Origin of the sequence: Mycolicibacterium cosmeticum, assembly GCF_000613185.1 — a bacterium.
Lineage (GTDB): Bacteria > Actinomycetota > Actinomycetes > Mycobacteriales > Mycobacteriaceae > Mycobacterium > Mycobacterium cosmeticum.
On record NZ_CCBB010000001.1, the window covers coordinates 1,475,531 to 1,498,495 of the forward strand.

Genomic DNA, 22,965 nt, shown 5'->3' on the forward strand with positions numbered 1-22,965 from the left:
TCGGTCAAGACATTTCGCTGCGGTACCCGCTGGGTTCGACCGCAACGGTGCGCCGCGAACCGCGGCCCACTACCGTGCACAGCATGCGGGTGGCGATGATGACACGGGAGTATCCACCTGAGGTGTACGGCGGCGCCGGCGTGCACGTCACCGAACTGGTCACCCAACTCAGACGGCTGTGCGAGGTCGACGTGCACTGCATGGGCGCACCGCGGGACACCGCCATCGTGGCGCAGCCCGACCCGGCGCTCACCTCGGCCAACGCGGCGCTGTCCACCCTGTCGGCCGACCTGGTGATGGTGAACAACGCAGCGGATGCGACCGTCGTGCACTCGCACACCTGGTACACGGGGATGGCCGGGCATCTGGCCGCGCTGTTGCACGGTGTCCCGCACGTGCTCACCGCCCACTCGCTGGAACCGCTGCGGCCCTGGAAGGCCGAACAGCTCGGCGGCGGGTATCGCGTCTCGTCCTGGGTGGAAAAGACCGCGATCGAGGCCGCCGATGCCGTCATCGCCGTCAGTTCCGGGATGCGCGACGACGTGCTGAGCACCTATCCGGCGCTGGACCCCAGCCGGGTGCATGTGGTGCGCAACGGGATCGACACCACGGTGTGGTACCCCACCCCGCCCGAACCGGGTGAGTCGGTGCTGACCGAACTCGGGGTGGACCTGGGCAAGCCGATCGTGGCGTTCGTCGGCCGCATCACCCGCCAGAAGGGCGTCGCGCATCTGGTTGCGGCGGCACACAAGTTCGATCCCGACGTGCAGCTGGTGTTGTGTGCGGGCGCACCGGACACCCCGGAGATCGCGGCCGAGATCAGTTCGGCGGTGCAGGAGCTGGCCCGCAGCCGGACCGGCGTGTTCTGGGTGCGCGAAATGCTGCCCATCGGCAAGATCCGCGAAATCCTGTCGGCAGCATCGGTGTTCGTGTGCCCGTCGGTGTACGAGCCGCTGGGCATCGTCAACCTCGAAGCGATGGCGTGCTCGACGGCCGTGGTGGCCTCGGACGTCGGTGGCATCCCGGAGGTGGTGGCCGACCACAGCACCGGCCTGCTGGTGCACTACGACGCCGCAGACACCGCGTTCTTCGAGCAGCGGCTCGCCGATGCGGTCAACACGCTGGTGGCCGACCCCGAGCGGGCGCGTCGCTATGGCGCGGCGGGTCGGCAGCGCTGCATCGACGAGTTCTCGTGGGCCCACATCGCGGAGCAGACCGTGGAGATCTACCGCAAGGTACAGCGCTGACCCCGAGGGGATCAGCGCTGCGGCGGGATGGAGCTAGCTGGTGACGCCCTTGAGCTCGTCGCCCAGTGCGGCGGCCTCATCCGGGGTGAGTTCGACGACCAGTCGTCCCCCACCTTCCAGTGGTACTCGCATCACGATGCCGCGCCCCTCTTTGGTTGCTTCCAGTGGACCGTCACCGGTCCGGGGCTTCATCGCCGCCATCGTGTGCTCCCTCCGCGTGCGCCGGCCCGCGCCGACGGACCCGTTCATGGCCGGTCTCACCGGCTCGAGTTGGATAGTGAACTGACTCTATTGTTCCCTATCCGGAGCCTTCGGTGTGAAAAGACCCGGCGATGGCACCTGACTGTGACCAGTTCAGGTCGCTGACGGCACCCAGCACGAGGCGATGTGGTCGTCCACCATCCCGGTCGCCTGCATCAGCGCGTAGGCCGTCGTCGGCCCCACGAATCGGAACCCGCGACGCTTGAGTTCCTTGGCCATTGCCGTCGACTCGGCCGTGACCGCCGGCACCGCCGACATGTCGGCGGGCCGTTCGCGGCGCTCCGGCGCAAACGACCACAGCAGGTCGGCAAACTCGACATCGAGATCGGACACCGCCCGCGCGTTGGCGATGGTGGCCTCGATCTTGGCGCGGTTGCGCACGATGCCCTCATCGGCCAACAGGCGCTGCACATCCCGCTCGGTGAAGCGGGCCACCTTGTCCACGTCGAACCGTTTGAACGCCTTGCGGAAGTGCTCCCGTTTGCGCAGGATCACCAGCCAGGACAGCCCGCTCTGGAAAGCCTCCAGGCTGACCCTTTCGAACAGCGCGGCCGAATCCCGTACCGGCTGACCCCATTCGGTGTCGTGATACTCACGGTAGAGCACCGAGTCCGGTTTGGAATCCATTGGCGCCCAACCGCACCGGATCAGGCCGTCGTCAGTGACCAGTGCGCTCATGACTCCTCGGCGCGGGCATGCGCCGCCTCGTGCTCGGCGGGTTCGGGCTCCTCGGCGATCCCGTAGGCAGCCCGCACCGCGGCCAGTTCGCCACGCACCAGATCCAGCTCGGCACCCAACCGGTCCAGCACCCAGTCGACCTCACTGGTCTTGTAGCCGCGGAAGGTCTGCGTCAGTTTGACCGCGTCGACGTCGGCGCCGGTGACCCCTGAGGCCGGTAGCACCGTCGCGGTGGTGCCCCGCGGCAGGGGCGGCAGCGATTCGCCACGCCCGAACAGCACACTGCCCACGGCAAACAAGACGATGCCGACCAGCACCAGCACGACCAAGTACAGCAGGATCAGGGTCACGCTTCGATAGTGCCTTACCGCACCGACAAGTGGATCAGGGGCGCAGCGTGTTCATCGGCGGCCGGTCCTCCAGACACACCGACGAGGTACGGGCGGTGTAGTCGTCGCCGTCGGCGAAGAACTGGGTCAGCCCGACCCCGGAGTCCGGGATGCCGCAGCGCGACAGCAGCGTGGCGATCACCTGCCGGCTCATCGACGCGAGTTCGGTGAGGGGCCGGTTGCGGTGGGTGCGCACGCCCAGATTGACCTGGGCGATGGCGTCCAGGCCCAGCTTGTCGTAGGTGTCGACGAGCAGACCGATCTCCACGCCGTAGCCCGGCGCGAACGGCACCGAGGTCAGCAGTTCGCGGGTGCCGGCGTATTCGCCGCCCAGTGGCTGCAGCAGGCACGTCAGCTCCGGGCGCAGCGCGGCCAGCAGCGGCCGGGCGACCAGCTCGGTGACGCGGCCACCGCCGTTGGCGTCCTCGGCACCGCTGACCTTCAGCGGGCGCCGGTAGAAGCCCTTGACCAGGTGCACCCCGTCGGCGGTGAGCAGCGGACCGAGCAGCTTGGGCACGAACATCGGGTCCGGATCGATCAGGTCGGAATCGACGAACGCGATGATGTCTCCGGTGGTCGCCGCCAGCGAGCGCCACAGCACCTCGCCCTTGCCCGGGCGCGGTTCGAGTTCGGGCAGGGCGGTTTCGCGGCTGATCACCCGGGCCCCGGCCGCGACGGCGCGGAATTCGGTGTCGTCGGTGGACCCGGAATCCAGCACGATCAGCTCGTCGACCAGCCCGCCCAGCAGCGGCGCGATGGTCTCCACCACCGCCCCGACGGTCTCCTCCTCGTTCAGCGCCGGCAGCACGACGGAGACGGTGCGGCCGGCTTTGGCGGCCTCCAGCTCGGCGATCGTCCACATCGGTCGGCTCCAGCTGTGGTCGGTGAGCCATGAATGGCCGGTGATTCCGGTGGCCAGGTCAGGCGAGAGTGTCATGCCAGTCCCCTCACGGTCCGCGTCGGTGGACGCTCCCCTTGGATGGACGCGACCATTTCCAGTACGCGTCGTGTAGGTCCCACCTCGTGTACCCGGAACATCGCAGCTCCATCGGCGGCCGCCAGTGCGGTCGCTGCCAGGGTGCCTTCCAGGCGTTCAGTGAGGCCCACACCCAGAGTCTCCCCGACGAAATCCTTGTTACTCAGGGCCATCAGGACCGGCCATCCCGTATTTACAAGATCTTTTACGTGGCGCAACAAACTAAGACCGTGGTAAGTGTTTTTGCCGAAATCGTGCGTCGGATCGATCAAGATCGCGTCCTTGGACACCCCGACCTCGACCGCGTGTTCGGCCGCCGCGGTCACCTCGGCGATGACATCGTCCACCGCGCCACGTTCGGTGATGCCGTAGTTCACCCGGAACGGCCTGGTCCGCGGCACCGCGCCGCCGGTGTGGGAGCACACCAACCCGGCATTGAACGCCGCGGCCACCTCCGGCAGGCCCGGGTCGGCGCCCGCCCAGGTGTCGTTGATCAGGTCCGCTCCGGCCGCGCACGCCTGTTTGGCCACGGTGGCCCGCCAGGTGTCGACACTGATGAGCTGGTTCGGGTAGGCGTCGCGCAGCCATTCGATGAAGGGCACCACCCGGGCGATCTCCTCGTCGGCGTCGACGCTGCTGCCCGGACCGGCTTTGACCCCGCCGACGTCGATGACGTCGGCACCGTCGGCGATGACGCGGTGCACGGCGTCTTTGGCCGCCTGGTCGTCGAAGGTGGCGCCGCGGTCATAGAAGGAGTCCGGGGTGCGGTTGACGATGGCCATGATCATGGCCCGGTCGCCGGCGACCGGGCGGCCCAGAAACAATCTCCGGTCGCTTCGCTCGCCCCGCCACGTCGACTGCACGTCACCAGGCTAGCGGCGTGCGAGTTCGGCGCGCTCAACCGCGGTGAGCGCGGTTGAGCGCGCCGAAGCCGTTACGACTTGGGCCGCTTCCCGTCGCGCACCTCGTCGACGTAGCCGTCGTAGAAGGGGACATAACCCTCGTCCCGGCCGGCCAGCACGTAGATCGGGTCCTCGACCTCGGGCCCGTAGGCCTGCTTGCGCAGCTCGACCTTCTGACTCTTGAAGGTCGAGGTGTGCGCGAGTTCCTCGACCACCCGCACGAACAGCGGCACGGCGTAGCTGGGCAGGTTCGCGTAGGCGGCCTTGGCCAGCGCACCGCCGTCGAACTCGGTACCGGACTTGAGCTGCAGGGCCACCATGCCGGCCCGCCCGCCGCAGCCGGGCACCTCGACCCCGAACACCGTCGCCTCCTCGACCTGGTGGTCCGCCGAGATGGCGGCCTCCACCTGGGTGGTGGCGACGTTCTCGCCCTTCCACCGGAAGGTGTCGCCGAGCCGGTCGGCGAAGGCGGCGTGGCCGAAGCCCTGCGAGCGCATCAGGTCACCGGTGTTGAACCAGACGTCGCCGTCCTTGAACGCGTTGTGCACCAGTTTCTTCTCGCTGGCCGACTTGTCGGTGTAGCCGTCGAACGGCTGGAAGCTGGACACCTTGCTCAGCAGCAGGCCGGGCTGGCCGCGCTTGACCCGGCGCAACCGGCCGTCGGGGCCGCGGGCCGGCTCGCCGGTATCGAGGTCGTATTCGACGAACGCGACCGGGCTCGGGCAGATCCCGGTGGTCTTGTCGACGTTGAAGACGTTGACGAAGGCGGTGTTGCCCTCGCTGGCGGCGTAGAACTCGCACACCCGCGGGATGCCGAACCGTTCGGTGAACTCGTCCCAGATGGCCGGGCGCAGCCCGTTGCCGGCGATGACCCGCACCTTGTGCTGGCGGTCGGTCGGCTTGGGCGGCTGGTTGAGCAGGTAACCGCAGATCTCACCGATATAGATGAAGGAGGTGGCGCCGTAGCGGATCACCTCATCCCAGAACCGCGACGCCGAGAACGACTTGCCCAGGGCCAGCGCCGCGCCGGCGTTGATGGCCGATCCGGTGGCCACCGTCAGCGCGTTGTTGTGGTAGAGCGGCAGGCAGCAGTACAAGGTGTCGTTGCTGTTCAGGCGCAGTCCCAGCCCGCCGAAGCCGCCCAGTGCACGGAGCCAGCGGTAGTGCGTCATGACGCTGGCCTTGGGCAGGCCGGTGGTGCCCGAGGTGAAGATGTAGAAGGCCTTGTCCTTGGCCAGCACGGCCGAGGTGACGGCCGGGTTGGTGGTCGGCGCGGTCAGCGACAGCTGGCGCAGGTCGTCGATGGTCAGCAAGCCCTCCGGCTCGGCGCCGCTCTCCCCGATGGGCTCGATCAGGTCGTGCTCGGCGACCACGGCCCGGGCGTTGAGCAGACCGAAGCTGTGGGCCAGCACATCACCGCGCTGGTGGTAGTTCAGCATCCCGGCGACCGCGCCACATTTGACCGTGGCCAGCATGAGCAGCACCGCGTCGGGCGAGTTGCGCAGCATGATGCCCACGACGTCGCCGTGGCCCACCCCTTTGGCGGCCAGCACGGCGGCATAGCGGTTGACCGTCTCGTTGGCCTGCCGGTAGGTGTACTGCTGGTCCTCGAACTTGAGGAAAACCTTGTCGGGGTACTGGGCGGCCCGATCCTGGAACACTTTGCCGATCGAGGTCTTGGCCGTCGGCCGCGCGGCCAGCCCGGTGACCAGCCCGCGCACGATCGCGGGAGCGTCGGCGAGGAACCCTGGGAGTTGGGTGGCGATATCGAGCAGACCGACGCTGGCGCGGGATGTGTCGTTACTCATGAGTAAGAACTCTAGTGAGCGATCTCACCGGGGGCACATGCGGCCATGGCCGCGTCCACATTGTTAACCACGATCAGGCGATCGAGGGCGGTGGCGCCGACGTACCCGGTGTCGACGAGACCGCGCAGCCAGCTGAGCAGCCCGTCATAGTGGCCGAACGGGTCGAGCATGACGATCGGCTTGTGGTGCATCCCGAGATAGCCAGCAGTCCATGCCTCGAAAAATTCTTCGAGAGTGCCAATGCCACCGGGCAACGCGATGAACGCGTTCGCGCGTTCCTCCATGACCTGCTTGCGCTCCCGCATGGTGTCGGTGACGATCAGCTCGTCGGCGTCCACGTCGGCGAGTTCGCGGTGCACCAGCGCCTTCGGGATGACTCCGACGGTGCGACCGCTGTGCTGGCGCGCCCCGTCGGCGACGGCGCCCATCGCCGAGACGTTGCCGCCGCCGGAGACGAGCGTCCAGCCGCGGTCGGCGATGGCGCGGCCCACGTCGTGGGCAAGCGTGAGCAGTTCGGGGTGTGTGGGGCCGGAGGCGCAGTAGACGCACACCGCCCAGGCAGGGGTTTCGGCCACGGGGCAAAACGTTACCGAGCGTCCCGTGGCCGCCATACACTGCGGCGGTGCCTGATCCCGTAGCTGAGTCGCTGCAGGCGCGGTTGGCCCGAGCGCAGGAGCTGGCCTGGCAGGGCCGCGGGCGGGAGGCCGACGCGGTGCTCGCGGCGGTTGATCCGGCGACATTGGACGAGGCCGATCTGCTGGCGTGGGCGCTGCCGCGGGCGGCCAACCAGTTCTGGATGCTCGACGAGCCCGAGCGGGCGACGGCCTTCCTGCGGACGCTGCGCGGCCGGGTGTCCTCGGATGCGACGGTGGACGCGTTGTTGGGCACGTTCGCGATGAACGCCGGGGACCTACAGCGGTGCCGGGCGTTGTCGGCGTCGGTGCTGGCGTCGCCGACGGCATCGGATCAGGCGATCGGTTGGGCGGCGTCGGCGGCGGCTTTGGCGCATGCGCGGATGGGCGAGTTCGGCCCCGTCGACGCGTTGGCGTCGCGGGCGATCGCGGCGGGCCATCCCGGCTTGCTGCGCTTCACCTCCGGTTACGGACAGGTGCTTGCCGCGGTGTTCGGCGCCGAGCTGGACCGGGCCGAGGAGCTGGCCGCCGAGCTCACGGGAGACTCCGGGCCTGGACACTGGGTGGGCCAGGTGCTGACCGCCGAAGTGTTGACCGCGCGCGGTGACCTGGACGCCGCGGTGGGGTTATTGCGTTCGACGGCGGACAGTTTGGCGCCGACCGGCTATTCGTGGACTCCGTTGGCGTGGATGTTGTTGGCGCAGACGCTCGGCCAGCAGGGGTCGACGGTGGCAGCGGCAAAGGCATTGGGGCGAGCAGAGTCTCGGCACGGTTTGAAGTCGATGCTGTTCGCGCCGGAGCTCGCACTGGCCCGGGCGTGGACGAGCTGGGCCCGCAAGGATTCGATCGGCGCGGTGAGCGCCGCGCGGGAGGCTTTCCGCGCGGCCGAGCGCGGCGGTCAATCCGCGGTGGCATTGCGCGCCGCGCACGACGCGGTGCGACTGGGGGACGTGCGAGCGGCGGCGGCGCTGGAGGGACTGTCCCTGCCGTGTCCGTTCGCCCGGGTGACGACGGTCCACGCGCGAGCGCTGGCGGCGCGCGACGCGGACGGCTTGGCCGCGGTGGCCGACGAGTGGCTCGATCTCGGGTTCGGCGCCGCGGCCGCCGACGCGGCGCGTCAGGCGCAGGAAATGGTGGACCACGGCGGGGAGTCGCGGCAATAAGATCGATGTCGTGACAGGGGGGATCACGTGAGCGTGCTGGACGCGTTTCTGTCGACGTGGTCGAAGGCACGCGAGACCTTCGGCACGGGGACACCGCAATCCGGTGAACGTTTCGACCAGAGCGCGTCGCTGCGCCAGATGCAGTCGACCGTCGAGACCGCGGCCCCCGGCTCCAAATGGACGGGATCCGCGGCGAACGCGTACGGCGCCGTCAACACCGATCACGCCAAGGTGTTCGCCCAACTGGCCGTGCTGGATCAACGCCTCGGCGCGCATGTCACCGAGTCCGCACAGGTGGTGGCCAACGGCAGGCAAACCCTCGACGGCATCAAGAAATGGGTTCTCGACGCCGCGGCGCAGGTACCGCCGGGCAAGAATCGCGACCGCGATCTGGTCCCGATCGTGCGGGAGGGGCTGAGCCGGATCAGCAATGTGGTTTCGACGTCGAACACCGAGCTGAACACCATCGCCGGCAAGATCCGCGGGCTCGGGACGGAGTGGGACAAGCTTTCGACGGATCAGAAGTTCGGCGGCGGGCCGAAGGAGGGCACGGGCGACTTCAAAGGGGTCAAGGGGGACGGCGAAGCGACGACTGGCAAGGACAAGCCTCCCAGCGAGACCGGGGCCGAGGATTCTGAGGCCTTACAAAACGGGCAACTCACCCCCGAGCAGCGAGAGCGCCTGAACCAGAACACCACCTTGACCCCTGAGCAGCAGGCGGCGCTGCACAACGGGAATCTCACCCTGCCACCCGACCAGATGTCCTATCTCCAGGGCTTTTCGAGAGCATTCGGGGACAAGACGCCTGCCGAAATCAAAGCCATCATGGACAAGTCCGGAGCCGATGGCGGCCGTGTCGCAGATGTGTTCCAGCTTGCTTCGAACCCGCACATCACCACCGGACTTCCGCAGACCGAGCCGCCGTCGATCGATCGGCCTGCGAGCGGCGGCAAGTACGCGCTTCCTGATGGCGTCCAGAAGATTTTGGACGGACCTGCGATGACGCAACCGATGTCGAGCGGCGTATTCGAGGATGGACGCTGGGTCGTTCCGCCGGAACCGACAGGTCCGCTACAGCCGACGCAAGGTCTCAATGATCTCGCGAACGTGATGCAGCAGGGCAACAGCAGCTTGCAACAAGGTTCCGCTTTGGACGCTGGAATGATGGCGAAAAGCCAAGAGATGCTCGATATCTCCAACCGTCAGCCGATACCGCAGGCACCGGGGACCGGATTCGGCCCTGGCGATGACGCGCCGCGGTGGTACCACGAGAACGTCGATCCGACCTTGCAGAACATGCTCAACTCGGTGAACAAAGACGACATGGTCATCCACGACACGGTGACCGGCGCCGGCGGTGACAAGTTCCTGCATGACCTGACCAACCACCAGTGGCAGGACGACGGCCTGGCGGCTGGCGGCCTGTTCGACTGGGTGGAGCAGTCTGCCGATCAGGACTCGACGGGTCGGGCGGCCGAAACAGCCCACGCCCTCGCCGAGTTCACCAGCAACCCCGACAACCACCTGCTCAATCTCGATAGCACCAGAGGCTATGGGGCGGAGGGTCAATCACTCGGCCAAGTCAACCCAGAGCTCACCCGGGACATGGCGCGAGCATTGTCGCCGTACCTTGACGATATGGTCGGCAACAACACCGGAGGCAACAACGGACTTTTCGCGCCGCTCGATCCCGCCGATCAATCCCAGACCGAACCCGTGAAGACCCGTCATCTGATGAGTGTGCTGATGTCGGACCATCCACTGTTGGATCAACAGCCAGGATCCGGTGCGCCGAAGACCGCCAGCGAGATTCTCTTCGAGAACACCCAGCAGCACGTGAACAAGGCGTTCGAGAACGCGGCGCTGTCAGCAGCGAGCGGGAATCCGGTGAAGGACGATTTCGCCATGCAATCTGCTGGCCGTCTGCAAGCAGCGCTGAACCTCGGAAGCTATGACGAGGCTGCATCCAGGCTGCACAACGAGTTCCAGGCCCGCCATGAATCGTGGCAGCTGCGGGGGAAGCTCTTCGATCTCGCGACAACTGTGGCAGGACATGGAGGAACACCCGGCGGGCTGGCATCCGAGGCCGGCTCGATCGGAAAGGACTTCATCGTCGGCCCCGAACCCCAGGAAGGTAAGCCCCCGAATGTGACCATCCCCGGAACATTTCCGACCCAGCAGTATTTGGCACAGGTGTTGGCGAATGCGAACGCTGGGGACATGTCATTGATTGATGAGTACCTCCAGACCGGCGAACTGGTAGCACCTGACCAGTCAGGAGGCAAGGAGTACAGGGACTTTCACAACAACGTCAACGCGTACCTCGATTCGGTCGGGGTCGACCGCCCCATCGACGACCTGATGACCGCCTACTGGCGGACCTACGTTGAGGCTGCCTACGGTGCGACGTAAGCAAGCGTCCGCGATGCGCCTGTTGGCAACGCTGATGGTCGTTATCGTATTAGCCGGATGTGGCAGCCCCTCGCAAACCAGCCTGTCGCCGGTACCGAGTGCTGAGCCGGGCCGCCAGTTCCCGTATTGGCCCCCGCTACTCAATGACTTCCGGTTCCACTGGTCCGCTGAACCGGGTATCGATATCTCCACCGGACCGGCCGTGATCATCCGCGCGTACTTGGAGTCCTACGACATTGCGACGTTCACCGCCGACATCAACAACGTGTATCCCGGCTTTATGCGTGCCACGCCAGAGAACCAGACGTATCGCGAAGCGCCCGAGCTACAAGTAACGGGTATCCGCCCACTAGGAGAGGGTTACAACATCACCTCCAAAGACGCCCGCCCTCACTACGGAGCCGTTCAGTACCACCTTCTCGAGATGAACTCGACTCCTGATGGATGGGACGTAATTGGCTGCACAGGTGACTATGCGAACTTTATGGAGAGCGAGGTACATCCTGGGAAGTTCGTCTCCGTTGCAGCCTTTCAGCCCGACGCCCAACCACGCCCAGGCAGCGGCGTGCGTCCGTTTCGCATCACACTCACCCAGCTGGAAAGCGGCGGCCCGGCGCCTGTTTCGGTGCCACAGCGCGGACCTGCCCCGGCACCCAATCAAGACTTGTTCGCTAACTGGTTCATTACCGGAGCCAGCTTCGGGGGATGGGGACCGAAGAATGCGCCCGAACCGCTTCGCTGGCCGCCGACTTCGCTTCAGCAGCGTTGCAGCCAGGTCATGCCCCAGAACGAAAGCGAGAGACTTGCCATCATCACAGGCTTCAAGGACAACCCTCCGCCGCATAACGACGCGGTCCCTGGTTGGCCACTGGATGCCAGCTGAACAAATCGCCTTGAGCTACATCTAGTTCGCCGTGGTTCATCACCAGCTCTGACCGCTGAGATTCCAGTAGGCAGCTGACAGCACCAGCGTTGTGAGTTCGACCCGCTGATACCGCACAAATAAGGATGATCAGTTTGCTTACGACGACGAGGCAGAAATGCCTGTTGGCCTTAGCAATTGCGCTCACGGTGACGATCGCCGGTTGCGGGGCGGTTTACGGTGCGACCTGAGCGATGGAGCCAGACGATACGGTCGATAGCGTCCTTTGTCGCCGTGGCACTGCTTTCGGCGTGCGCCACGACCTCTCAATCCGGGCCTGTATCGACGACAGAGACAGCACCAACGCGTTCATACCCCAACTGGCCCAAGCTGGTTGATGACTTTCGGTTTCAATGGTCAGCCGAGCCCGGCATCGATCTCACGGAAGGACCTGGCGTAGTCGTCCGCGCCTACGTCGAGTCCTACAACATCGCGATCTTCACAGCCGATAGCAACAACGTCTACCCCGGCTTCATGAGAGCGACCCCTGCGAACCAAACGTATCGCGAGGCTACGGCTCTACAACTGACGGGCATTCGGCCACTTGGCGAAGGGTATTCCGTTACTCCACGGGACGCTCGACCGCACTACGGATCCATGCAGTTCCATCTGCTCGAGATCACGCCTGCCGCCGATGGATTGGAAGTTCTAGCCTGTATCGGCGACTACGCCAACTTCATGAGAAGCGACGTTGAGCCGGGAAAGTTCATCTCGGTCGCAGCTATTCAGTCGAACGCCACACCCCGCCCAGACACTGGGGTTCGACCGCTTCGGATCACATTGACCCAGCACGATCCGAGAGTTGGATCGAATGCCCCTGCACCGGTTTCCGCACCTCAAGAAGGACCGGCTCCCGCCCCAGACCAAGATGTGTTCGGCAATTGGTTCATCACTGGAGCCAGCTTCGGTGGATGGGGCCCCAAAGACGCGCCGGAGCCTACGCGCTGGCCACCTGCCTCGCTTATGCAACGATGCAGTCAAGCGATGCCTCAAAACGAAGCCGAACGGCTGTCCATGATCGCCGGGTTCAAAGACAAGCCCCCTCCGCACGGTGACGCCGTGCCGGGTTGGCCGCTGAATCCGAAATAACTGGCACTGCAGCACTCGTCAGGCCTGCGTATGCAGCACGCTCACCGCCGTCCTGCCACGCAAGGAGCGGTGAATATCCGTCACTGCCTCGGTGCCGTCGCCCATAGAATGAGCTGCGAACCGAACGGGGGCCGACGACGATGACCGATCCGCTTCATGTCCAGACAGACGGGGTGCTGAACTACTCGCAACTGCATTCCGATGTCGCGGCCGGACTGTCCGGTCTTGCCGGTGTGGACGGATCGGGTGTCGAGACCAGCCATGGCGTCATCGCCTCGGCCGTGAACACCGCGTTGTCGGGAGTCCTGACCGGCCGGCAGAACACGCTCGGCGTCACGTCGACGGCGGCGAGCACCATCTCTGAGCTCTTGCAGAAGGCCGCGCAGGCGTATGCGGCTGGTGATCAGCAGGGAGCTGAACGACTCAAGGCCGCTGCTGATGTTCTCGAAGGCAAGGATGCACCGGGGCGTGGGGCAGGCTCTGCTGTTGGCGGCGCGCCGGCTTCGGGTGGTGGAGCCGGCGGGGACATGGCCGGCCAGATGGGGCAGGTGCTGGGCCAGGTGGGACAGCAGGTCGGCCAGATGGCTCAGTCGATCACCCAACCACTGCAGGGATTAGCCCAGGGGTTGCAGCAGATTCCGCAGCAGATCATGCAAGGTGTGCAGCAAGCGGCGCAGTCGGCGTCGGGTATCGGAGGCCAATCCGAGGTCAAGAGTGCCCAGATCGAGAAGGACGACCGCCGCGCCGAGGAGAAAGCCGAGGACAAGGACAAGCACGGCACCGAGGAAAAGGAGCAGGAGGCCCGAGCCGAAGCAGGACCCACGTCGCCGGCCGAGCGTGCACCGGTGGAGCCCCCCGCTCCTCGCCAGCGTCCGGCACCGACCCATCCGCAAGCGGATTGAACCTTCGATGCCGTTCTGGCAGCGCGCGTCGGGCCGACCGTAGGTCCGCTACGTCGGCTGACCTGTCACCTGGACTCTTCCCAGCAAACCAGCGGAGCTTTTCGTCGGGGTTGACGCGTATCGACTCCTCCGGCCTTTGCGCTGCGCAAAGCCCGGAATGTTCTGCATCAACGGCCTCTGCAGGTTGGGTAGTGTCTTAGCTGAGGTATGCGGAGGGGATTGTCGATGCTGGTTGAGCCCATGGGCCCAGACCGAGCCGCGGGGGTTTCGGGGGTCCGCGCCACGTCCGTTGAGGCGGGTCGTCATGGCGCCTGAGACGCTGAAGGTTGATACAACGGCGTTGTCTCAGGCGGGCGACAACTTCTTGACGGCGTCGCAGGGCATCCCCCAGCCGCCCACCGGTTACACGCCCAGCGGCTCGGATCCGTTGTCCATGGCGATCGCGGCGGTGGCGCCGCAGTTCCTCGCGCCGATCGCGGTCGGCTTGCCGGTGCTGAAGGCGCAGACCGCCCAGTTCGCGCAGAACATCAAGACCGTCGCCGAGCGCTATGCGGCCACCGATGCGCAGTCACACGCCAAGCTGTCGGGTCAGATGGGTGGCGGCTCGGGTGGTGGTGGCGGCGGAAGCGCCGGGTCACCCGCCTCGGGTGTGGCTGCGGGTGTGGGTGGGCCGGCCGCTGGTGCGGCGCAGGGCGCGGGCCAGCTCGGCCAGATGTTGCAGATGCCGATGCAGATGGCCAGCCAGGCGGCGCAGATTCCCCAGCAGGTGATGGGCATGGCGGGATCGCTGCCGCAGGCCGCGATGCAGGGTGCACAGCAGGTCGCCGAGCAGGTGAGCCAGGTTGCCGGCAAGGCCGGCGGCCCCGAGAAGCCCGACGGAAAGCCCGAGGAGGCGCATGACCGGGAAGGCAAGCACCGGCGGGAGGAGTCGCCGGAGGAGTCGGCGGAGCCGAATGCCGGCGCTGCACCCGCGGTGCCGAATGCCGAGCGCGTTCCCGACCAGGTTTCGGGGGATGCCCACCGTCATGCATCGTCACGTCAATCACCGGAGAATGTGTTGTGACTCAGCCTCCCCCGCCGCCCAACGGTTCCTGGAATCCCGGACCCGGTGGCTGGCCGCAGGGCTATCCCGGCGGACAACCCGGCCCGCAATGGAATCCGCAGCAGGGCTGGCCGCAGACACCGCCGCCGCAGAAGCGCGGATTCGCGAAGTGGATCATCGGCGGGGTCGCGCTGGTCGGTGTCATCGCCGTGACGGCGGTCGTCGCGGTGTCATGCACGAAAAGCAGTGGCGGGAGCGATAAACCGACCGCGGCACCGACGACGAGCGGTGCATCGACATCGGATTTTGCGAGTGCGAATGACACCGGGCCGGTATCGGTGATCACCGAGGATCCGTCGTGTGCGCCGTGGATGCCGATTTTGACGACGTTCGCAAACAGCACCGATGAAGGCTGGAAGCAACGAGATCCGTCCATACCCGCTGATTTGTGGAGCACCGAGCTACGCAGCCAGTACCAGTCAGCCGCACAGGCGATGCGCACCGCGGCGGATCAGACGGTGCCGTTAACAAAATTGACCAACCACCGAGTGATGCGCGAGCTCTACGAACAGTTCATCGCTTACGCACGTGCCTACGCGGATCGCATCAGGGGCTACACGCCGCAAGACGACAGATTGGCCGTGACTGCGGTAACCACGACCGAGGTCCTGAGCAATATCTGCCAGGCCATCACGTACGGTTCAGCTGCTGCTCGTGCGCCTTTGACTACACCAGCGCAACCGCCCACAAGCATCGCACCAGTCGGGAACCCAAACGATCCCCAGAGATTTCTGATCGGGTCAGAAACACAATGCAAGGCTTGGTCCGATGCCATGGATGCATATTCTGCGAACACGGCAATTAATGCTTGGCTTAAGATCGATCCAAATATCCCGGCCAGCCAGTTGACACCCGAACAAAAAGCGCAGACTGATGCCGCTGTTCCTGTCCTGCAATCATTCGCAGAACAATTGGCGGACATCGGTTCGCAAAGCGAGAACCCGACTTTTCAAGATTTCGCGATTCTTGCGTCACAATATAAATTAGCCTACATAAGCGCGATTCCTACACTGGTGCCGTCAGACAACTACCTCTACGACGCCGGCCGGTACATCCCAGGGGTTATTCGTGGCGCTTGCGAATCATCGGGATCATAACCGATGGGAATAGGCAAGCCTGGCGGGCCATACTCTGACAGACTTTTAGAGCCAGGGGGGTGGCCAAACGTCGACGAGGATCAACTGTATTTAGTTGCGACGCATCTAATTCAGACGTTGCAAGATTTAACCTTTGACGGTGCAGATCCTTGGAATAAGCAACGCGGTGAAACATTCGACACCGGAGCTTGGACGGGAGGGGCGTCTACAGCGGCGAATACCAAGTGCGGTGAACAGGCCTCCAACTTCAACAGGCAGCAGGAGAACCTAGTTAAAGCGGTGAGTTGGCATAACCACGTCGCGGACATGGTTGCCGATGCGAAGGAGAAGATCACAGAAAACGTCCACGAAGCACAACGCCTTATCGACGAGATAGAAAAGCAGGCGAAGTCAAGCGACCCTGAGGCGCGCGAAGCCGCTATCGAAAACGTTTTAAACACCTTTCACGTTCTCAACACATCAGTCGTGGCTGCGACAAGTGCCCAAGTGCCGACCGTCTCCAACTGGAATCCTTCGCCCGATTCGCTAGACAAACTACTCAGCCAAAAGCTGCCTCCACGCGAGCCAATTCACGCTCCAACAACGCAGAACAACTCTCCCCCAAGCTCGGCCGCCAGCGGACCCGGTGCACCGAATGGCAAGGGTGATAACGCAAATCTCTCGGCGCCAACTGCACCCCAAACCGCCCCAACGCCGCCGCACTTTCTGGCCGATCCTGACGGAGGGAAGGGTGAGGCAACCGAAGTCGCGACACCCACCGCTCCGCAGCCCGCTCCGGCGACTCAAGTCGGTCCGTCGAATTCGAACCCACCGGTATCAAAGGGCAGCGATTCCCAGTTGAGCGCACCCGCAGCCCCACGCCCCCCTACGCCGCATACCCCGAGTGCGGCCACGCCAGCATCACCTGTCTCGACCCCGAGTACGCCGCCCGGACCACCACAAACGACAGTGCCGAGTCCGTCCCTCGGAGGCGGCAGCAGCAGCCCAGGCTCCCCCGCTGCCGGCGGCGGTTCCCCGTCACCACTCTCCTCATCGAGCGGGACGGGTGCGCCCGGTCAATCCGGCGCCCAAACGGGACAAGGCGGCCCAGGAACCCAAGGCGCCCAAGGTTCGCAAGGTGCATCGGCGACCAAGCCCGATCCCCTCAATGGCGCAGCGGGTCCCAAGACGCCCGGTATGCAGGCACCGGTGCAGCCGCCGCCCGCCCCACTGAGTAACGCAACACCGGCCACACCCCTGTCCGCGCCGGCGGCACCGATCGAGCAGGCCGCCGCCAGCTCACCGACGACACCGGCGGCGGCCCACCCGGCCGTCCCGACCGGCGGAGGTGGCCCCGCCGCTCCCCCGGCCGCGCCGACGTCGGCACCCGCGTCACCGCCGCCGCCCATGCCGCTGGGGCCGCCGTCGACCCCGCCGCCCGCTGCGCCGGTGCCGCCGTCGGCCGGAACTCTGGGGCCCGGCGTCGCACCCGCGGCGAGTTCCAGCGCGCAATCCGGAGGCGCTGCCGCGGCACCCATCCCGGTGTCGGCCGCACGAGCCGAACGCGATCTGATGGCCACGTCGGCGGCAGCCGGCGCGCTGAAGCGTCAGACGGGTGGCAACGATCCGCTGAGTGTCGCGCGCCGCATCGCCGCCGCACTGAACGCACCGGACATGGCGCGGCCGAACGACATCGGGTTCTTCTGGCTGGTGGCGCTCACTGCCGCCGACACGATCGTCGTCGCCAACAGTTACGGCATCGCCTACCTCCCCGACGGCGTCAGCCTGCCGGAACAGGTCAAACTGGCCAGCGCCGACAGTTCCATCCCCGCCGGCGAACGGGCCCGTTGGGCCACCTATCCTGTTGCGGCCCTGACAGGCTGGGCGCAGGCACACGACACGACGCTGCGCGCGGTCATCGGCGCCAAGGCGCATCTGGAGGGTATCGATCCCGGCGCACACAAGGTGCTCCTGGAAGACGATGACATCCCGTCGACGGGCAAGATGACCGGCCGCAGCCGACTGGAGATCAGCTTTCCCGACGCCGCAGCCAAACTGGCGGCGGTCAAGGACCCCGACCTCGTCGCGCAGTTGCCGCCCGCCGGGGCAGACAACACACCGCCGGCCAACGACTCGTTCACCCTGTGGTTCGACGTCATGCAACCGCTGATGAGCGCGGCTTCCGGCCGCGAGGTCGCGCACCTGGCCGCCTTCGTGCGCTATGCCGCCCACGCCGCCGACCTCGCGCTCTACCGCGCCCACACCGCCCTGGAGATCGCCGACCAGCGCGCAGCCGTCGCCGACTGGTTGTACTGGCTGCACCAATACGACCTGCTCACCGAGGCCGAGGCCGCCGTCACGGCGACGACGTGAGCTCACCCCGCTCCAACACCAACCGGCGTTGCACCCCGATGTTGGCCAGGAATCGCTCGTCGTGGCTAACCACCATGAAGGCACCGCGATAGGCGTTCAACGCCTCCTCCAACTGGCCGATGCTGACCAGGTCGAGGTTGTTGGTGGGCTCGTCGAGCAGCAACAGCTGCGGCGCGGGCTCGGCGAACAGCACGCACGCCAGCGTTGCCCGCAACCGCTCACCCCCGGACAACGCACTCACCGGCAGATCGACCATGTCACCGCGAAACAGGAACTGCGCCAACAGGTGCCGTCGCCTCGTCACCGACAGAGCCGGCGCGAACACCTCCAATGACTGCAGAACGGTCAGCGATGGCTCCAGCAGATCCAGCCGCTGCGACAGATACGCCACGGGAACTTGAGCGCCGGCCACCACGAGTCGCAGCAGCGTCGACTTGCCGGCGCCGTTGGGTCCGGTCAACGCGATCCGCTCGGGACCCCGGATATCCAGATCGACCGCGTCGAATGCCGACGAACATAAGCCGTTGGCGGAGAACAACACCCGCCCCGCCGGGACTTCGGTCGCCGGCAGGTCCAGCGCCAGCACATCATCGTCGCGCAAAGCTCGTTCGGCCTCATCGAGCCGTGCCCGCGCGTCATCGACCCGACGGCTGTGCATATCGTCGGCCCGGCCGGCCGATTCCTCCGCACTCCGCTTGCGGGCCCCGGCAAGAATTTTCGGCAATCCGGCGTCCTTGATATTGCGGGCCGCGTTGGATGCCCGCCGGTCGGCCCGCTCGCGTGCCTCCTGCATCTGCCGCTTCTCGCGTTTCAGTTGCTGCTCGGCGTTGCGGACATTGCCTTCGGCCACGCGCTGGGCGGCTTGCACCGACTCCTCGTACGCCGAGAAGCCGCCACCGAACATCGACACCTCACCGGCACGCAGCTCGGCGATCGCATCCATCCGGTCCAACAGCGCGCGATCGTGACTGACCACCAGCAGCGTGCCGCGGAACCCCGCCAGCGTCGTGTAAAGCCGTTGACGCGCCGCGGAATCCAGGTTGTTGGTCGGTTCGTCGAGCAGCAGCACATCCGGCCGTTTCAGCAGCTGCGCCGTCAAGCCGAGGGATACCACCTGCCCTCCTGACAGCGAGCTCAACCGACGGTCGAACTCGATGTCACCCAACTGCGCCCGTAGTCGCTCCTCGATGTCCCAGTCATCCCCGATCGCGGCGAATACCTCCTCGCTCGCGTCACCGGCGGCCAGCGCATCCAGGGCCGCCAAAATCGGTGTGACGCCAAGAACATCGGCCACCGTCTGATCCGACAGGAACGGCAGTTCCTGCGGCAGGTAACCGACGACACCGTCGACCTTCACGGTTCCCGAGGTGGGCGACAACACCCCGGCGATCAGGCGCAGCAGTGTGCTTTTGCCGGCGCCGTTGGGCGCGACCAGCCCGGTGCGACCCTCTCCCACCGCGAAAGACAAATCGGTGAACACGGGGGTGTCGTCGGGCCAGGCGAACGAAAGGTGCGAACAGACAATAGACATGCGGGAACTCCCAGAGTAAAAGGATGTGTGACGACGCGAAAGATCTCGGGGTTCTACCCGGAGATGTCGTCGATTCCCAGCACGACAAACATGCTACCGACCGAGTCAAGCGGTTAAGTAAGCCCGCAGCATTTCGGTGGTGGCGGTGATGGCCGCGACGTCGACGTGCTCGTCGACCTTATGCGCCAGATTGGGATCACCCGGGCCGTAGTTGACGGCCGCGATGCCCAGCGCCGCGAATCGGGACACGTCCGTCCAGCCGTACTTGGCCCGGACCTGTCCCCCAGCCGCGGCCACCAGCGACGCCGCGGCCGGATTCGTCAGTCCCGGTAGGGCACCCGCGGCGGCATCGGTGACCTCCAGGGACACGTTCAGGCCGTCGAACACCTCGTGCACGTGCGCCACCGCCTGCTCGATGCTGCGATCGGGCGCAAACCGGAAGTTCACCGTCACCGACGCCGCATCGGGTATGACGTTGCCGGCGATGCCCCCGTCGATACGGACGGCGGACAGCCCTTCCCGGTATACGCAACCGTCGATGTCCACACTGCGCGCCGCATACCGCGACAGTCGATCCAGCACCGCACCGAGTTTGTGAATAGCATTGTCGCCCAACCACGATCGCGCGGAGTGCGCGCGGGTTCCGGTCGCGCTGACCACGACACGAATGGTGCCCTGGCAGCCGGCCTCGATGAAACCACCCGAAGGTTCACCGAGGATCGCGACGTCGGCGGTCAACCAGTCGGGCAGTTCACGCTCGATGCGGCCCAGACCGTTGGCGCTGGATTCGATCTCCTCGCAGTCGTACATGACAAGGGTGATGTCATGGGTCGGCTCGGCAAGCGTCGCGGCCAGATGCAGGAACACCGCATCACCGGACTTCATGTCCGAGGTACCGCAGCCGTACATCAGGCCGTCCTCGATGCGGCTGGGCAGGTTGTCGGCGGCGGGCACGGTGTCGGTGTGACCGGCGAGCAGCACCCGCGACGGGCGGCCGAGGTGGGTGCGGGCCAGCACAGCGTCGCCGTTGCGGATCACCTCGAAGTGCGGCGCCTGCGCCCGCAGCGCGGCCTCGATCTCGTCGGCGATGCGCCGTTCATGGCGCGACTCGCTGGGAATGTCCACCAGCGCAGCGGTCAGTGCGATCGGGTCGGCACGCAGATCTAGGCCCACAACCCTCGAGGCTAGTCGAGTACCCTAAGCCACCGTGACTGCCGCATCTGGCGTCGGCCTGGCGACCATCGCCGCCGACGGAACCGTACTGGACACCTGGTTTCCCGCCCCGCAGCTCAGCGCCGACGGGCCGGCCGGCACCACACGGCTATCGGTGGCCGAAGTGTCCGACGATCTGGCCGCGCTGACCGGCCCCGATGCCGATCGGGGCGTCGAGGTGGTGGCCGTGCGCACCACCATCGCCGACATCGCCGACAAGCCGGCCGACACCTACGACGTGTACCTACGGCTGCATCTGCTGTCGCATCGGCTGACCAAGCCGCACGAGGCGAACCTGGACGGCATCTTCGGGCTGCTGGCCAACGTGGTGTGGACCAACTTCGGGCCGGCCGCGGTCGACGGCTTCGAGGCGGTCCGGGCCAAGCTGCGCCGCCGGGGTGCGGTGGCCGTCTACGGCGTCGACAAGTTCCCGCGGATGGTCGACTACGTGTTGCCCAAGGGTGTCCGGATCGCCGACGCCGACCGGGTCCGCCTGGGCGCGCACCTGGCCGAGGGCACCACGGTGATGCACGAGGGGTTCGTGAACTTCAACGCCGGCACGCTGGGTGCCTCGATGGTGGAGGGCCGCATCTCGGCCGGGGTCGTGGTCGGGGACGGCTCCGACGTCGGCGGCGGCGCCTCGATCATGGGCACGCTGTCCGGGGGCGGCAAAGAGGTCATCTCGGTGGGCGAGCGCTGCCTGCTCGGCGCGAACGCGGGCCTGGGCATCTCGCTGGGGAACGACAGCGTCATCGAGGCCGGGCTGTACATCACCGCGGGGACCAAGGTGACCACCGCGGACGGCCAGACAGTGAAGGCCAAGGAGCTTTCCGGCGGCAGCAACCTGCTGTTCCGCCGCAACTCCGTCTCGGGTGCGGTCGAGGTGGTCAAGCGGGACGGCACCGGCATCACGCTCAACGAGGCGTTGCACGCCAACTAGCAGCCGGCGCGAGCGTGAGCTAGTGCACGACGATTCTCCGAGATCTCGCACTCAAGTTCACGCTCGTGCGCCGCTTTCAGCACCCTTGGCTCACCCGCAGCAGCGCCACCCCGTGCCGCGGCACCGACGCCGCGACGGGGCCGGTGGTCTGGGAGTCGGTGTGCTGCCACAGATCTCGCACGGTGTGACAGCTCCCGTCCGAAAACCCGATCGCGCCCAACGAGGTGCGGATGGTCACGGTGTCGGCGGCCTGGTTGAACAGTCCGACGGCCACGGCGCCGTCGGACAACGGTTTCACCAGCACCCGCGGATCGCCGGATAGCGGGTGCGCCTGCTTCACCAGCTGATCCTGGTCGACGGCGATGACGTCGCGGTTGGTCAGCAGCGCCGCGGTCTGCGCCGACATGGACCGAATATCGTTGCCCGCCAAGAGCGGTGCCGCCAGCAGAGCCCACAACGAGAAGTGCGTCCGCTGCTCGACATCGGTCAGATCGGCGCGCGCCGAGCCGAGCGACATGGTGGGGTGCCCGGCCGCGAACTCGTTCCAACCCACCCCGATCACCATCATGTCGGGATCGTTGACATGGGTCGGCCCGCTGGGTGATGCCGCCCCGCCCGCTTCGGTGAACGCCTGGCTGACCCCGGCGAGCCCCGACGACCACAGGGCCGAATCACCCCACGCCGGAACCAGGTCGACGGTACTGCGGGTGACGTCGGCGATCTTCGACCAGTCGTATTCCAGGCCGGCACCCGGATCACCGGAGCTGTTGGGGTTGATGGAGTAGACGATGTGCCGACCGGTCGCCCGCAGGGCGTCGCGCATCGCGATGAAGTACTTGACCTGGTCGTCGTGGTCGGCCGCCAACCGACACCAGTCGTATTTCAGGTAGTCGACGCCCCAGTCGGCGAAGGTCTGGGCGTCGGTCCGCTCGTGATCGGCTCCACCGATCCGCGGGTCCTGGCCGCATCCCTGGTTGAACGGGCTGTGATAGATGCCGAGCAGCAGGCCGCGGTCGTGCGCGTAGCGCGCCAGCGCGGCGATCCCGTGTGGGAAGCGGTCCGGGTCGGCCTGGAGGTGACCGTCAGGGTCACGGGTCGGGGCCGCCCAGCCCGCATCCAGGTTGACGTAGCGGTACCCCGCGTCGCGCATGCCGGACGACACCATGGCGTCGATGACCTGGTGCACGTTCGGCTCGGTGAGCGCGATACCGGAATTCCAGGAATTCCAGCCCATCGGCGGGGTCAGCGTGCGCGACGGGGCGGTGGTGGCGCATCCGGCGAGCAGCAGGATGCACGTCGCCAGCCAGACCAGGGCACGCATCCGGCCATGGTGGCAGCTCAGGCTGGGAG

Annotated in this window: 19 protein-coding genes and 1 pseudogene; 10 read left to right on the forward strand and 10 right to left on the reverse strand. The window is 66.3% G+C overall.

Going from position 1 to position 22,965, the window contains the following annotated elements; translation table 11 throughout:
- The first annotated feature begins 83 nt into the window (after positions 1-83).
- Complete coding sequence (glgA, locus tag BN977_RS06990) at positions 84-1,247, forward strand: glycogen synthase (protein WP_036398587.1); 1,164 nt, start codon at positions 84-86, stop codon at positions 1,245-1,247.
- Between the two features lie 33 nt (positions 1,248-1,280).
- Here the strand turns inward: glgA and BN977_RS31760 are convergent, their stop codons facing one another.
- The 7 genes from BN977_RS31760 to BN977_RS07020 form a co-directional block, all read right to left on the reverse strand.
- A complete protein-coding gene (locus BN977_RS31760) occupies positions 1,281-1,448 on the reverse strand; it encodes a DUF3117 domain-containing protein (RefSeq protein ID WP_003406247.1) in 168 nt (55 codons plus the stop codon).
- 153 nt (positions 1,449-1,601) lie between these two features.
- A complete protein-coding gene (locus BN977_RS06995) occupies positions 1,602-2,186 on the reverse strand; it encodes a DNA-3-methyladenine glycosylase I (RefSeq protein ID WP_036396850.1) in 585 nt (194 codons plus the stop codon).
- Positions 2,183-2,536, reverse strand: a complete 354-nt coding sequence (locus BN977_RS07000; protein WP_024450858.1) for a DivIVA domain-containing protein — start codon at positions 2,534-2,536, stop codon at positions 2,183-2,185. The genes BN977_RS06995 and BN977_RS07000 overlap by 4 nt, the downstream gene beginning before the upstream one ends.
- Positions 2,537-2,570: 34 nt before the next feature.
- Entirely contained in the window at positions 2,571-3,512 is a 942-nt protein-coding gene (locus BN977_RS07005; protein ID WP_024450859.1) for a glucosyl-3-phosphoglycerate synthase, read from the reverse strand.
- Positions 3,509-4,339 (reverse strand): dihydropteroate synthase, encoded by an 831-nt coding sequence (folP, locus tag BN977_RS07010; protein ID WP_051561471.1) that lies wholly within the window; start codon positions 4,337-4,339, stop codon positions 3,509-3,511. Before folP ends, BN977_RS07005 begins: the two co-directional genes overlap by 4 nt.
- Before the next feature lie 146 nt (positions 4,340-4,485).
- Positions 4,486-6,261, reverse strand: a complete 1,776-nt coding sequence (fadD6, locus tag BN977_RS07015) for a long-chain-acyl-CoA synthetase FadD6 (protein ID WP_036396853.1) — start codon at positions 6,259-6,261, stop codon at positions 4,486-4,488.
- An 11-nt stretch (positions 6,262-6,272) separates the two neighbouring features.
- Positions 6,273-6,836, reverse strand: coding sequence for a cytokinin riboside 5'-monophosphate phosphoribohydrolase (locus tag BN977_RS07020; RefSeq protein WP_036396855.1), 564 nt, complete (start codon positions 6,834-6,836; stop codon positions 6,273-6,275).
- Between the two features lie 71 nt (positions 6,837-6,907).
- Here BN977_RS07020 and BN977_RS07025 point away from each other — a divergent pair.
- The 8 genes and pseudogenes from BN977_RS07025 to BN977_RS07050 form a co-directional block, all read left to right on the forward strand.
- Positions 6,908-8,056: pseudogene (locus BN977_RS07025) on the forward strand (AAA family ATPase); the annotation flags it as partial.
- Between the two features lie 27 nt (positions 8,057-8,083).
- Positions 8,084-10,468, forward strand: coding sequence for a TPR repeat domain-containing protein (locus tag BN977_RS31360; protein WP_051561124.1), 2,385 nt, complete (start codon positions 8,084-8,086; stop codon positions 10,466-10,468).
- Between the two features lie 13 nt (positions 10,469-10,481).
- A complete protein-coding gene (locus BN977_RS32615; RefSeq protein ID WP_131590030.1) occupies positions 10,482-11,351 on the forward strand; it encodes a hypothetical protein in 870 nt (289 codons plus the stop codon).
- Between the two features lie 636 nt (positions 11,352-11,987).
- Positions 11,988-12,479, forward strand: coding sequence for a hypothetical protein (locus BN977_RS32620; RefSeq protein WP_131590032.1), 492 nt, complete (start codon positions 11,988-11,990; stop codon positions 12,477-12,479).
- A 140-nt stretch (positions 12,480-12,619) separates the two neighbouring features.
- Entirely contained in the window at positions 12,620-13,381 is a 762-nt protein-coding gene (locus BN977_RS07035) for a type VII secretion target (protein WP_036396856.1), read from the forward strand.
- Between the two features lie 304 nt (positions 13,382-13,685).
- Positions 13,686-14,444: a PE domain-containing protein gene (locus BN977_RS07040; RefSeq protein ID WP_165576296.1), complete on the forward strand. Its 759-nt coding sequence runs from the start codon at positions 13,686-13,688 to the stop codon at positions 14,442-14,444.
- On the forward strand, positions 14,441-15,580 hold the full coding sequence (locus tag BN977_RS32625; protein ID WP_131590035.1) for an ESX-1 system-associated protein: 1,140 nt from the start codon (positions 14,441-14,443) through the stop codon (positions 15,578-15,580). The genes BN977_RS07040 and BN977_RS32625 overlap by 4 nt, the downstream gene beginning before the upstream one ends.
- Positions 15,581-16,756: 1,176 nt before the next feature.
- Positions 16,757-17,932, forward strand: coding sequence for an EspK C-terminal domain-containing protein (locus BN977_RS07050; protein WP_165576297.1), 1,176 nt, complete (start codon positions 16,757-16,759; stop codon positions 17,930-17,932).
- On the opposite strand, the gene BN977_RS07055 is transcribed toward BN977_RS07050, so the two are convergent.
- Together BN977_RS07055 and dapE are read right to left on the reverse strand one after the other, a co-directional pair.
- Complete coding sequence (locus BN977_RS07055) at positions 17,916-19,463, reverse strand: ABC-F family ATP-binding cassette domain-containing protein (RefSeq protein ID WP_036396860.1); 1,548 nt, start codon at positions 19,461-19,463, stop codon at positions 17,916-17,918. The genes BN977_RS07050 and BN977_RS07055 overlap by 17 nt on opposite strands.
- 105 nt (positions 19,464-19,568) lie before the next feature.
- A complete protein-coding gene (gene dapE, locus BN977_RS07060) occupies positions 19,569-20,636 on the reverse strand; it encodes a succinyl-diaminopimelate desuccinylase (protein ID WP_036396862.1) in 1,068 nt (355 codons plus the stop codon).
- A gap of 34 nt (positions 20,637-20,670) precedes the next feature.
- Here dapE and dapD point away from each other — a divergent pair, with 34 nt between their 5' ends.
- The gene (gene dapD / locus BN977_RS07065) at positions 20,671-21,615 is read left to right on the forward strand and encodes a 2,3,4,5-tetrahydropyridine-2,6-dicarboxylate N-succinyltransferase (RefSeq protein WP_036396863.1); all 945 of its coding nucleotides are present in this window, start codon (positions 20,671-20,673) and stop codon (positions 21,613-21,615) included.
- A gap of 76 nt (positions 21,616-21,691) precedes the next feature.
- Here dapD and BN977_RS07070 read toward each other — a convergent pair whose 3' ends face one another.
- Positions 21,692-22,936 carry a glycoside hydrolase family 27 protein gene (locus tag BN977_RS07070; protein ID WP_036396864.1) on the reverse strand — a complete coding sequence of 415 codons (1,245 nt, stop codon included), beginning with the start codon at positions 22,934-22,936 and terminating at the stop codon, positions 21,692-21,694.
- Positions 22,937-22,965 lie beyond the last annotated feature (29 nt).